The following is a 12,701-nucleotide window of genomic DNA, read 5'->3' as shown; positions in this document are numbered from 1 at the left end:
GGGTTTTTCAGGGTCGACTATTTAGAAATTCACAGCCATAAAAAATGTGATTTATGGGAACAATTATTTGAATTACCTAAAGAGAGTTTTACGGATTTTGAACCACTATACAAGAGAGTTGCAACGTTATTTGGAATATTGAATGAAGAATAAAATCAAGCTACTTTTTGCCTTTACATGTAAAAGACTTACTTTTCAATTTCATTAAAGGCAGAGAAAAAAGGTGACAGGCTACTTTCCCTTTACATGTAAAGAGTTTAGACGAACAAATGAAAGTGCGAGAGCAATTATTGAAGTATTGTGAACTCGATACTTTGGCGATGGTGAAAGTACTGAGAAAATGAAAAAGGTCATCTATGATTGATTACAGCAAGAAACTAACCACCGCCAGAGAAGTGAACCCCATCGATAATTTGGATTATTCTATCGAGAGCGATCGGGGGCGCATTCTTTCTGCTCCTGCGTTTCGCAGGCTTCAAAAGCGTACGCAGGTGTTTGCGTTGGAACTCAATGCTTCGATTCGGACGCGTTTGACGCACTCTTTGGAGGTTTCGCAGACGGCGCGGTTTATTGCTAAGAGTATTTTGAAAAAGCTTGAAAAAGAGGAGCGTTACGGACTTAAAGGGCTTGAGAATGCGTTTGTTTCTACGGTGGAGATGACAAGCTTGCTTCACGACATCGGCAATCCTCCGTTTGGGCATTTTGCGGAGCAGACGATCAACAAGTGGATTACTGAAAATGCACTACCTTTGCTTGAAAAAATACCTGCGAATTTGGAGGAGACACAAGAACTCAAAACGATGCTTGCCAAAGACCTATGCAACTACGATGGCAATGCCCAAGCGATTCGCGTCATCACCAAATTACAACGCCTCAATCTCTCATACACCCAAATCGCTTCGGTGGTCAAATACACGCGTGGTGCGTATGAAGCAAAGCCTAAAAAAGGCGAGCCGTTGGATTATCTCATGAAAAAGCCAGGGTTTTATTTCAATGAAAAAAGCGCTGTTGAGAAGATCCAAAACGCTTTACATGTAAAACACGGACACCGTTTTCCCCTCACGTACATCATGGAAGCGGCGGATGATATTTCCTACCTTACGGCGGATTTGGAAGACTCGGTGGAGAAGGGCATTTTGAGCTTGGATAGAGTCTACGAACTCATCAAAGCAGAGTGCGAAAAAGAGGGCGAGACCTATCTTTTGGAGGTGATTCAAGAGCGGTACGATCAAGCCAAAAAGAACGAAGAGCCGTACCAGTTCAATCTCTTTTTTACGCTCGTTCGCGCCAAACTTGTGACCTCGTTGGTGTTTCATGTGGTTGATATTTATATCCAAAACCACGCAGCGATATATGAAGGGAGTTTTAATGCTGCGCTTCTTGAATATGACAAAGAGAGCAAATACTACAAAGCGATCAAAATCTTGCAAACGATTTCTGCAAAATACATCTATGAAAACAAAGATGTGCAAACCTTGGAACTGCAAGGCTACGCGATTATCAACGGTCTTTTGAGCGTTTTTAAACCGCTTCTTGAGCTTACATGTAAAGAGTTCACAGCGTTACTGAGCGATGAAAAAATAGAGTGTTTCATCGCGATGAGGCTGATTAAGCGCATCTCCTCCAAACAGATCGTGGCGTATCAAAATGATGTTAAAGCGTTGGAGGGAAAAGACGAAGAGAGCGCTCAGCTTTTGGAGTTTTATTACCGTACGCGCCTTGTTGTCGACTATATCAGCGGCATGACCGATGATTTTGCCTTGCATGAGTATAGGACATTGATGGCGCTTTAACGTGCGTGTGCCTTTTACATGTAAACATAGGGCATGAGTGGCTGAAGTCTTTGCAAATGCAGTGCAAAATTACTCACGCCATTTGACCCATCTGATTAAACTCTATGCAAATTTTGCACGTATCGCTTAGCCATAAGATGACGCAAGATGCCTATTTTTGGTATCTAAGCTGAAATAACTTCTCATTTGAACGAAAAAAAACACCCTCAATCCTCAACTATAAGTTAGAAAAAATTCTAAAACTAAATGACAAATTTATGTTGTTTTTATAAATATTTAAATTACACTCATCCCAATAGTCGTTAGTTGGAGGTCCTAAATGGGCGATGCTCTTTTGGCTGCATTTACCAATGCACCGTATCTTGTAAGTTTTTTAGCAGGGATTATTACCTTTCTCAGTCCGTGTGTTCTACCACTCATTCCTGCGTATTTATCGTACATCTCTGGGCTCTCGTTGGCGGAGCTTAAAGACGACGATAAAATGAGCTCAAGCACAAAAACCAAAGTCCTGACTGCCTCTTTACTGTTTATCGCAGGATTCAGTCTTATTTTTATTCTCCTTGGTGCGGCTGCTTCAACATTCATTGGCGAATGGATGCGCAATCAATACGTCGCGGTAGTTGCCGGTGTCATTATCATAATTTTTGGTTTACATGTAATGCACGCGATCGATATCAAATTCCTCAACTACGAACAGCGTGCAGATTTTGGAGGCATGAAAAAGAGTGAGACGGGCATGTTTAGGTATGTCTTGAATTTCTTTGCACCTTTTTTACTCGGAATGTCGTTTGCGCTAGGGTGGACACCGTGTGTGGGACCGCTTTTAGGCGGCATTTTAGGCATGGCTTCTTTTGGGGATGACACGATGCAAGGAACGATTTTAATGACACTTTATGCCGCAGGATTGGGCGTTCCTTTTTTCTTAAGCGCGCTCTTGACCAGTCGTGCCATTGGTGTGATGAACCAAATGAAACAGCATTTTAAGCTCATCGAAATTGTGGCAGGTTCGCTTTTGGTGCTCATTGGTGTAGCGATTGCGACAGGTGGCATCAGTTTGCTAACAGAATTTTTCCTCAATCTCGGTTTTAAAGGAGTGTGATATGAAAAAAATCTTTGCCTTAATGTTCTTTCTCCTTGGTTCACTGCTTTTAGCCAGCGATGGTCCAAAACTCTATCACGATTATAAATCGGGTTTTGAAGCGGCACAAAAAGAGAACAAAATGATGATGATTATGATCCATCTCAAAGGGTGCCCAGAGTGTGCTTACATGGAAAATGTCGTCTTTAAAGATGAGAAAGTACGCGCGTATATGGACGCTAATTTTGTCAATATTGCCCTTGAGTTTAGAGAGACGGAAGTGCCTGCAAAATACCCACGTATCGGCGTTCCAACGTTTTATATTACCGATAAAGAGGGAAATATCGTTGAGAGGCAAATCGGTGGAACGAGAAGCGATCGGTTTTTGCAGTTTTTAGAAAAAGCAAAGAGCAAAGGATAAGCCATGCGAAAAACAATCATTCTAATCGCCTTTGTACTCTCCTCACTGTTTGCGAGCGAAGCGGTTGATAAACTGATGAAAGACAAAGCGTGTGTAGGTTGCGACTTGAGTGGCGCAGATATGAGTGGTATCAAAGCGCAAGGATTTGTGCTGGACAATGCCAATCTTTCGCTTGCGACACTCAATAAAGGTGATTTTAGCGGTGCTAGTTTTGCTAAAACCAATGTCTCCGATGCCGAAGCGATTGGGATCAATCTGGAAGGTGCTGTGATTTATACCTCCAATTGGAGCGGAACAAACCTCAAAAATGCACGTTTTGTGGGTGCGGATGCCAAAGGGATGTCTTTGGAAAATGCCAATTTGGAAAATGCAGACATGAGCAGTGGCAGATTGTGGGCGGTGAATTTTCAAGGCGCAAATCTTAAAAATGCCATCATGATAGACGCTCAACTGGGTCAAGCCAACATGACAGGCGTTGATCTGCGCCACACCAATTTAGAGGGCGCTATCTTTTGGGAGACCAAACTTCACGGGGCAAAACTCTTGAAAAAAGATTGTGAAGCTGCTAAAAAAGATGGTGCCATCATCGATGGGAGTACCCAATGCCTGTAATCATCTTTTTATTTCTGACCTGTATGTCGCTGTTTGCAAAAGAGATGACCATCACCAGTGAAGATGGTTTTGTGATGCACGGTTGGTTGGATTACCCTACGCAAAAAAAGGCGCACTATCCCATCGTGTTATTGGCGCATCAGTTTGGCGCGGATCATACCATCTGGAAAGAGATGGCGCAGGATTTTAACCAAAAAGGGTATGCAACCTTGATGGTGGATCTGCGAGGGCATGGCACGTCGATTTTGAAAAATGGCATAGCGACAAAAGTGAGTGCGGACATAGACAATATTGCTAGTGCGTTTGAAGAGAGCAGAAAGAGTGTGGGATTTGAAAAAATCACCAGCGATCTATCGCAGTGGCTCAACAGACTCTCTGGCGAAAAAGAGATCGATATGCACAAGCTTATTTTAGTGGGCTCATCGCTTGGTGCTGGGGCGATCATTCCGTTAATGGTTGAAGCTGATCCTATCGCGCTGATTGCCTTATCTCCGGGTGGTGGAGATGAGGAAGCCATTAAAACATCGCTCATGTACTCAGAAACGCCTTCGTTGTTTATCGCAGGCAAAGATGATCCTTTGGGTGCGCAAGAGCGAGCGATTGAGTATACCAAAGAGGCATTGCGCGGTTCTTTAGTGCTCATCTCAAGCGATGGACACGGTGTCGTGTTGTTGCCGAGAGTGAAACCGTATATCGATGGCTTTTTAAAATTAGTCACTAAATAATGACCTTAATGTTAGAAAATTTGAAATACAAATACTTCGGGAGGAAAACTTGCAAGATATTTATGAAATAGACTCTTTTAAAGAAGAGAGTGGTAGAAGAAATTTTTTTAAAAAAAGTTTTCTCTACTCGGCGGCAGCATTGGCAACGGTTGGTAGCACGACACAGCTTAATGCTGAGTATCAAATCAATCCAAACAACTTGCCTCCGAACAATCCTGATTGGGGATTGCAATGGGGACGGGATAATAACAGCGATCCTTATGGAATGCCTTCTCGATTTGAGAAACATGTGGTCAGGCGCGAAGTTCCTTGGCTGACTGCGGATAAAAAAGCATCGGTTAGCTTTACACCGTGGCAAGATTTAAAAGGGATCATCGTCCCCAATGGCCTTCATTTTACGAGGTGTCATGGAGGTGTCATTGACATCAATCCTAAAGAGTATCGTTTATTGATTCATGGATTGGTGGAGAAAGAGGTTGTTTTAACGCTCGAAGACATTAAACGATACCCAAGCATCAGTGTCATTCACTCCTTTGAATGCGCCGCCAACAACGGTATGGAGTTTCGCGGTCCTGGCATGGATTCGTTGCAAGTGACGCATGGAATGTTGGCGTGTAGCGAATGGACGGGCGTTCCTTTAAAAACCATATTGGAAGACATTGGACTCAAACCCGAAGCCAAATGGATGTTCCCTGAAGGCTCAGACCCTGCGGGTGTGGGGCGCTCCATTCCGATTGAAAAAGTACTTGATGATGCAATGCTGGTGTATGCCCAAAATGGCGAGGCACTTCGTCCTGAACAGGGCTATCCTATCAGGCTTTTCTTGCCGGGTTGGGAAGGTGTTATGCAGGTAAAGTGGTTGAAGCGATTGGAGTTTGACACGAAATCGTGGATGGTCAGAGAAGAGAGCACTAAATACACGATGCTGCTGAAAGACGGGCACGCCTTGATGTACAACTGGGTATTTGAGGCAAATTCCGTCATTACCTCTCCGTGCCCTGAACGCAATTGGGTTGGTCAGAAAAAAGGGCCTATCATGGTCGAAGGGATCGCGTGGTCTGGCAAAGGGACTATTAAGTATGTTGATGTCTCCACCGATGGGGGAAAAACATGGAAGGAGGCTAAGTTCACAAGTATTCAACTGCCCAAAGCCGTTACGAGGTTCGCGCTTAAAATCGAATGGGATGGAAAGCCTATGATGCTCCAAAGCAGAGCAACGGACGATACAGGATTTACCCAACCCGTAGCCACTCAAATCAATGCGGCACGAGGTAAAGAGGCGGTGTATCATCGAAATGCCATCCAAACATGGGAAGTCAAAAGCAATGGGGAGGTTCACAATGTTCACATCTATGAAGCGTAATATCATGGTAGCAGGTGTGATAACACTGTTGTGTGCGTCCTCTGTAATGGGTGAATCATTGAGCTACACACCCACCAATCCCGATAAATACCCCTATCCGAGCGAGACAATAGACATGCACGGCAATAAAATCAATAACGATGGAGCGATCAAAAAGCCTCAAAATTTTAGTGTCAACCATGTGTATGCTTCACCTTTTAGTGCCAAAGGGTTTCATCTTGGCGAAAAAGCGACCAAAGAGCAAGTTGAGGCATGGGATACCGATGTCAGACCGGATGGAAAAGGGTTGCCAAAAGGAAGTATGAGTGTTGCGAAGGGCTCTGAAGTGTTTATCGCAAAATGTGGCGCATGCCATGGCGATTTTGGTGAGGGCGTGGATAAATTTCCTGTGCTTACAGGAGGTCTAAACACACTCAAACTACATCCTCAAAATGGCGGAGAACCTGGCCCCTTAAAGACATTTGGCAGTTACCTTCCTTACATTGCACCTATGTTTTGGTACATTCAAACGGCGATGCCACTTTCTTCACCTAAGTCGTTGACTAACAGCGAAGTGTATGGAATTTTGGGTTATTTGCTTCAAGTCAATGACATTAAAGTCAATGGAGAAGCCATCGAAGATGATACGGTCATTGATGCGGCTTTTATCAAAGCGGTGCACATGCCTAATGAAAAAGGTTTTGAATATAACAACCTAAGAAAATCCGATACACAGAATAAACGGTGTATGAAAGATTGTCTTGATCTTAACAAAGTGACGATTCAACGGATTGTAACCGATGGCACAGAGGTCGAGCCAGAATTTGGAGAAGAGCGCTACTTTTATGGAGAGGTTGGAAGCAAAGCAGAAAGCGATGTTCCAGGGAAAGCAACCTATGTGACCTACTGTGCAGGGTGTCATGAATCAGGTCTTGCAGGTTCTCCAAAGTTGGGAGATAAAACCGCATGGGCAAAGGCGATGAGTAAAGGCTTAGATACGGTCTTAAAGAACGCTATCATGGGAGTGGGTGCAATGCCTCCAAAGGGTGGAGCGACTGATCTAAGTGATGATGCCGTGAATGAAGCTGCAACATACATGATCAACCAAAGTAAATAAAGGAGTAACGATGATGCCTATCAAATTAGTAATTGCTCTCTCGTGTACGGCGCTACTTGCAACGGGTATGGTAGCCGCAGATAAAGAGATGAGCAAGGATGCAAAGATTAAGCTTGGAGAAGCCGTTTACAAAGATATATCAAGGGGAAACTGTTTAGCGTGTCATACGCTTACGGGTTCGGGTATTGAGCAAGAAGGCAATATGGGACCCAATCTTGCCAATTTCGTAGGACTTCCTGATGAATATTTTTTCAACAAAATTTGGGATCCCAATGTCGATACCCCCAACTCAACGATGCCCCCATTGGGAAGAAATCTTAGGGTAACCAAAGACGAAATAGACGCAGTGATTGCGTACATTAGATATACCGTTAAATAAACTTAGGAGACAACTATGCAACGAAGAAATTTTATAAAAATAGGTGGTTTTATTGCCCTTGGAGTACTTTCTCCTTCACTGTATGCGGGATTTTTAGAAGATCATGCGAAAGCATTTACGTTTAAAAGTGCCCCTGAAGCCATGGGCGATTTATATGGACAAGCAAAATCAGCAGCAGACAGTAAGGTTGAACTCAAAGTCCCTGATATCGCAGAAAATGGTGGAGCTGTTCCTGTGACGATTTCAACAACACTAAGCGATGTTGTGGAAATGTCCCTTTTTGTTGAAAAAAACCCTTATCCACTTATTGCGGTGTGGCAAATCAATGAAAATACTATTCCTGATTTTTCAACACGTATCAGAATGGGTGAGACCAGCAATGTTGTTTTAGTGGTTAAAACAAAAGATGGCACACTTCATACGGCAACCAAAGAGGTTAAAGTGACTGTTGGTGGATGTGGCGGTTGATAAAACCTTTCATGCTAGCACACTAAAAATATTATAAATACTTAAATGGAGAAATACAATGGGAATCAAAGTAATAGCAAAAGTCAAAGATGACGTAGCAGAAGTCAAACTTCTCATAAAACACCCGATGCAAATGGCAAATGCAAAAACCAATAAGACAGCGAAATACATTCAAGAGTTGTTGGTGAAGCATGGTGGAAAAACCGTTTATACCATGTATCCAAGCGTGGGCATTTCAGAAAACCCTTTTATAAAGTTTATGTTTAAAGGTGCCAAAGTAGGCGATAAAATTAATGTCTCATGGAAAGACAACACGGGCGAAACAGAACAAGGCGAGTTTGATCTCAAATAAACTTTGTAGCTTTGAGAGCTTTGCTCTTAAAGCGTGTCAGGAGCTAAAGAAAAAAGCACCAAAGGTGCGCGGGCACTCCGCCGAGGAGAACACAGCGTTAGCGTAGCTTTTAGAGCTTTGCTTTAAAAGCGTGTCAGGAGCTAAAATAAAAAAGGTGGAACAATGTTAAAAGCAATCGAAAAAACCATCGTAGCATCAACAGTGCTATGTGCCTTTTTAAGTGCAGGAGCCTTTGATGTGCAAGCCGAAAAAGATAGGCTTGCGATGCAAAACTATTTTTTAACCAAATTTAGCGATCCACTGGGAAAGTCTGCTAGTTATTTTCCGTATGTTGATCCTGAAGAGATTAAAAAAGATTATATCTATCCTGTAAAATTAGAAGATTTTGCTCATGGGACAGCTGCTTGGTATCGACCAACCAAAGAACAACTAGCTGAAATCAATGAATTTCCTCCCTATGAGATAGCGTTGGATGAGGGAAAAGAGTTGTTTTATAAAAAGTTTGCCAATGGTAAATCGTATTCGGATTGTTTCCCAAATCCTGCAGTTAGAGACATCTATCCACTGTTTGATACAACCAAAAAAGAGGTTGTAACGCTGGAAGTTGCTATCAATGAATGCCGTGTTAAAAATGGTGAAAACCCATTAAAATACGAACAAGATGATATCGCAAAAATTATGGGGTATATGGCTTTTGAGTCGCGAGGCAAACCACTTGCCATTAAAATTCCAACCAAAGAAGCAATGCAAGCGTATGATGATGGTAAAAAAGAGTTCTATAAACAACGAGGTTACTTTGCACTTAATTGCGCTGAATGTCATATCTCAGGTTCAGGACAGAGAATTAGAGCAGAGGCATTGAGCCCAACGCTGGGTGCAGTAACGCATTTTCCTGTTTACAGACTGAAGTGGGGGGCGATTGGAACGCTTCAACGAAGGTTACAAGGGTGCATTGAAGACACAGGTTCGTTAGCGCCAAAAATGCAATCTAAAGAGCTTCGAAATTTAGAGTATTTTCTAACATACATGTCAAATGGGCTTAAAATAGATGGCCCAGACACACGAAAGTAGAGGAGATAATGATGAAAAAGATATTTTTACTTATCAATGCCGTAACCATGGTACTCCTTTCAACAGCCAATGCGTCGAGCGACGTTTCGCAACAAAGTGCGGATAGTGCGATTGCAGCAGCCGAAGCACGTTATGGTGAAGCCATCCATGCGAATGTGGCATGGCGAAAAACCCATGAGTTCATCGCCAAGGCTAAAGCGATGTCAAAAGAGGCTAAATATCAAGAGGCGATTGATTTGGCAAATCGTGCTAAATTGGAGTCTGACATTGCCCTTCAAGAATCAGCTGAGTATGATAAAACGTGGCAAGCTGTCGTCGTAAAGTAAAAGGGAGCATTCATGAGTTCATTAAACAGAAGAGAATTTTTCTACCTTTTGTCCATCTTAGGGCTGAGTGGAACAAGTGTTTTTGCAAATTCACACAAGCGATTGTATGGCATTAATAAGCTTGAAGATTATTATAATCTCGAAAACTTTGGCAATGCTAGATTGTTGCATATCACCGATACGCATGCGCAACTCATGCCGGTTTATTTTAGAGAACCCAGTGTCAATCTTGGCTATGGCTCTAATTTTGGAAAGCCTCCTCATATCGTAGGCTCTAACTTTGCGAAGCGCTATGGCATCACCAGTGGAAGCAAAATGGAGTATGCGCTGACCTGTCTGAATTACGATGAGAATGCCAAACGGTTCAATCGTGTCGGTGGTTTTGCTCAAATTAAAACCTTGGTAGATCACCTGAGCGGCAATTTTGGCAAAGATAAAACGCTCTTTTTGGATGGTGGCGATACGTGGCAAGGGAGTTGGACGTCACTTCAAACCCGTGGAAAAGATATGGTCGAAGCCCTTAATATCTTAGGGGTTGATGTCTGTACGGGGCACTGGGAGTTTACCTACACCCAACAAGAAATTATGGACAACATTAAGCTTCTCAAATCAGAATTCATTGCGCAAAACGTTTTTGTCAAAGAAGAAGCGTTGATGGAAGGTTCCGTTGCCAATGTTTTTGATGAAGAGAGTGGCAGGATGTTTAAGCCTTATTCGATGAAAAAAATGGGCAACAACAGAGTCGCTGTGATCGGACAAGCCTTTCCGTACACCACCATTGCCAATCCTCAACGCTTTATTCCTAACTGGTCGTTTGGCATTAAACCAGAAGAGATGCAACAGCTTATCAACACCATCCAAGAAAAAGAGAAACCCGATGCGATCATCTGTTTGTCTCACAATGGCTATGATGTCGATAAGAAAATGGCAGAAGTGGTCAGTGGCATCGACTTCATTTTAGGCGGTCACACGCACGATGGTGTACCTGAAGCGTATCCTGTGAAAAATGCAACGGGTACGACGTACGTGATGAACTCTGGCTCGAACGGTAAATTTATATCTGTATTGGATTTGGAGATTAAGAACAAAAAAGTTGTTGATTTTAGGTACACCCTTTTACCAGTTTTCTCTGACATCGTGCCTGAAGATAAAGTGATGAAAGCCTACATCGAAACCGTTCGTGCACCCTATAAAGCGCTGTTAGAGAAAAAGATAGCCACGACGGATGAGACACTGTACCGAAGAGGTAACTTTAATGGTACGTTTGATCAAATCATCTGCGATGCTCTTCGTGAAGTTAAAGGGGCGGACATCTCCATGTCCCCGGGCTTTAGATGGGGAACCAGCGTTCCTATGGGGCAGGCAATTACGTTTGAAGACATTGCAACGCAAACCGCGATGACCTATCCTGAAACCTATCTACGCGAAGTCAAAGGAAGCGATATTCATCTTATTCTTGAAGATGTTGCCGATAACTTGTTTAATGAAGATCCTTTCATGCAACAAGGGGGTGATATGGTGCGAACAGGGGGGCTTTCGTATACGATAGACCCTATGAAAAAGATAGGTCAACGCATCACCAATCTCAAACTAAGTTCAGGTAAAGAGATCGAAGCGACCAAAGTGTATAAGCTAGCAGGGTGGTCAACCGTTGGGTCACAATCAGAAGGTGAGCCTATCTGGGATACCGTGAGCAAATACCTTGAAGATCATAAGCATATCAAAAGCATCAAGCTTGAATCTCCCGATATTATCGGGGTTAAAGACAATCCAGGTATTGAGCTCTCTTTATACAAACGTTAATATTCCAAGGACAAGGCGTCTGCTTTGTCCTCATTTAGGTGTTGTCAATGAAACAAATTTTTCTTCTTTTGATGTTGAGTCTATCGCTGTTTGCACAGATGAATTTTAGCGATCCTCAACCTAGCTTTGAAGCGCCACGAAAATGGGTGATTAGAATTTCCACGAATGACCTTGCAACGATGAATCATACGCTAGATACGGTGAATAATGTCCTCAAAGAGTACCCACCAGAGTCTTTAAAAGTAGCGCTTGTTTTTTACTCAAAAGGTGTAAGAGTGATCAAAAAAGATTTTGATGCCACAACGCTTGCGCGCATTAAATCGTTAATGGCGTATGAAATTGAGCTCATTGCATGTCAAAATACGATGGAAAGCATGGGCTGGCAAACGGGTGATTTTATAGAAGGTGTGAGTTATGTCCAAGCGGGCGTTGCTGAGGTGATCGAAAGAGTAGCACATGGATGGATCGATGTTACACCTTATTGAACTCTTTAGCGCTCCAAAGGAGTTTAAAGGTCCTGTTCGCCCACGAGTCAAGCACTTGGAGTTGATAGAAGGGCATGGCATCAAAAATGATAAATTTGCCGGGAAAAATGTAGAGCGTTCCGTGATGATCGTGGGAAATATCGCATATGACATCGCACAACAACATGGCATTGCATTAGAGCAAGGCTCTTTGGGCGAAAATATACTCCTAAGTTTCGACCCTCATCAATTATCGCTAGGTGAAATGATACAAATTGGCGAAGCCAAACTTCAAATAACCGAAAAATGCTCCATCTGTACACATCTATCAGCCTTCGACACAAAACTCCCAACCCTCATCCGTGAACATCGTGGCATCTACTGCAAGATCGTCCAAAGCGGTGTGGTGACAAAAGCTTCTTCCGTGGTACTGCTTTAAAAACTCGGTTTACATGTAAAGATAAAATGATTGGTTTTTGTAACTATGAAAGCTTTACATGTAAAGGTTTTAACTTCAAAAAAGTGCATGGATTATTTGTATAAAAAATAAAAGTTCAGCCCTCTTTTTTATTCCAAATAGTTTATTAAAGTTCTAAACTTTTGCTTAATAAGTTTAAAATATTCTCTTTTGATATTTGGATTTTATTATCTAAAATACTATAAATAGTCGACCCTGAAAAACAAGTAAAACCCTTATTTTTAGGGCTTTAGAAGCAATTTTGTAGTATAATTTCGACCATAAACAAGGGG

Annotated in this window: 15 protein-coding genes; all 15 read left to right on the top strand. The window is 42.5% G+C overall.

What is annotated here, in order from left to right; genetic code table 11:
* The first annotated feature begins 356 nt into the window (after positions 1 to 356).
* The 15 genes from dgt to JU57_RS13180 all read left to right on the top strand — a co-directional run bounded on the left by dgt (position 357) and on the right by JU57_RS13180 (position 12,390).
* Positions 357 to 1,793, top strand: a complete 1,437-nt coding sequence (gene dgt / locus JU57_RS13250) for a dGTPase (RefSeq protein ID WP_037962078.1) — start codon at positions 357 to 359, stop codon at positions 1,791 to 1,793.
* Between the two features lie 319 nt (positions 1,794 to 2,112).
* Entirely contained in the window at positions 2,113 to 2,892 is a 780-nt protein-coding gene (locus JU57_RS13245) for a cytochrome c biogenesis protein CcdA (RefSeq protein ID WP_051906910.1), read from the top strand.
* 1 nt (position 2,893) lies between these two features.
* The gene (locus JU57_RS13240) at positions 2,894 to 3,292 is read left to right on the top strand and encodes a thioredoxin family protein (RefSeq protein ID WP_037962076.1); all 399 of its coding nucleotides are present in this window, start codon (positions 2,894 to 2,896) and stop codon (positions 3,290 to 3,292) included.
* A gap of 3 nt (positions 3,293 to 3,295) precedes the next feature.
* Positions 3,296 to 3,904, top strand: coding sequence for a pentapeptide repeat-containing protein (locus tag JU57_RS13860; RefSeq protein WP_051906907.1), 609 nt, complete (start codon positions 3,296 to 3,298; stop codon positions 3,902 to 3,904).
* Entirely contained in the window at positions 3,895 to 4,629 is a 735-nt protein-coding gene (locus JU57_RS13230) for an alpha/beta fold hydrolase (protein ID WP_037962074.1), read from the top strand. Before JU57_RS13860 ends, JU57_RS13230 begins: the two co-directional genes overlap by 10 nt.
* Before the next feature lie 49 nt (positions 4,630 to 4,678).
* Positions 4,679 to 5,992 carry a sulfite dehydrogenase gene (gene soxC / locus JU57_RS13225; protein ID WP_294877474.1) on the top strand — a complete coding sequence of 438 codons (1,314 nt, stop codon included), beginning with the start codon at positions 4,679 to 4,681 and terminating at the stop codon, positions 5,990 to 5,992.
* Positions 5,970 to 7,088, top strand: coding sequence for a c-type cytochrome (locus tag JU57_RS13220; RefSeq protein WP_294877472.1), 1,119 nt, complete (start codon positions 5,970 to 5,972; stop codon positions 7,086 to 7,088). Before soxC ends, JU57_RS13220 begins: the two co-directional genes overlap by 23 nt.
* A gap of 10 nt (positions 7,089 to 7,098) precedes the next feature.
* The gene (gene soxX / locus JU57_RS13215; protein ID WP_051906904.1) at positions 7,099 to 7,467 is read left to right on the top strand and encodes a sulfur oxidation c-type cytochrome SoxX; all 369 of its coding nucleotides are present in this window, start codon (positions 7,099 to 7,101) and stop codon (positions 7,465 to 7,467) included.
* Positions 7,468 to 7,482: 15 nt separating this feature from the next.
* The gene (gene soxY, locus JU57_RS13210; protein WP_051906902.1) at positions 7,483 to 7,935 is read left to right on the top strand and encodes a thiosulfate oxidation carrier protein SoxY; all 453 of its coding nucleotides are present in this window, start codon (positions 7,483 to 7,485) and stop codon (positions 7,933 to 7,935) included.
* 58 nt (positions 7,936 to 7,993) lie between these two features.
* Positions 7,994 to 8,287, top strand: a complete 294-nt coding sequence (gene soxZ / locus JU57_RS13205) for a thiosulfate oxidation carrier complex protein SoxZ (RefSeq protein WP_037962073.1) — start codon at positions 7,994 to 7,996, stop codon at positions 8,285 to 8,287.
* Between the two features lie 162 nt (positions 8,288 to 8,449).
* Entirely contained in the window at positions 8,450 to 9,358 is a 909-nt protein-coding gene (soxA, locus tag JU57_RS13200; RefSeq protein WP_037962071.1) for a sulfur oxidation c-type cytochrome SoxA, read from the top strand.
* 11 nt (positions 9,359 to 9,369) lie between these two features.
* Positions 9,370 to 9,684, top strand: coding sequence for a hypothetical protein (locus JU57_RS13195; protein WP_037962069.1), 315 nt, complete (start codon positions 9,370 to 9,372; stop codon positions 9,682 to 9,684).
* Positions 9,685 to 9,696: 12 nt separating this feature from the next.
* Positions 9,697 to 11,487, top strand: coding sequence for a thiosulfohydrolase SoxB (gene soxB / locus JU57_RS13190; protein WP_037962067.1), 1,791 nt, complete (start codon positions 9,697 to 9,699; stop codon positions 11,485 to 11,487).
* A gap of 47 nt (positions 11,488 to 11,534) precedes the next feature.
* Positions 11,535 to 11,972 (top strand): DsrE family protein, encoded by a 438-nt coding sequence (locus tag JU57_RS13185; protein WP_037962065.1) that lies wholly within the window; start codon positions 11,535 to 11,537, stop codon positions 11,970 to 11,972.
* A complete protein-coding gene (locus JU57_RS13180; RefSeq protein ID WP_051906912.1) occupies positions 11,956 to 12,390 on the top strand; it encodes an MOSC domain-containing protein in 435 nt (144 codons plus the stop codon). Before JU57_RS13185 ends, JU57_RS13180 begins: the two co-directional genes overlap by 17 nt.
* The last annotated feature ends 311 nt before the right edge of the window (positions 12,391 to 12,701 follow it).

The sequence above is a fragment of the Sulfurospirillum sp. SCADC genome (genome assembly GCF_000743525.1).
Taxonomy (GTDB): domain Bacteria; phylum Campylobacterota; class Campylobacteria; order Campylobacterales; family Sulfurospirillaceae; genus Sulfurospirillum.
Note: the sequence above shows the minus strand (reverse complement) of the source record. Positions and strands in the feature narration are given on the sequence as shown.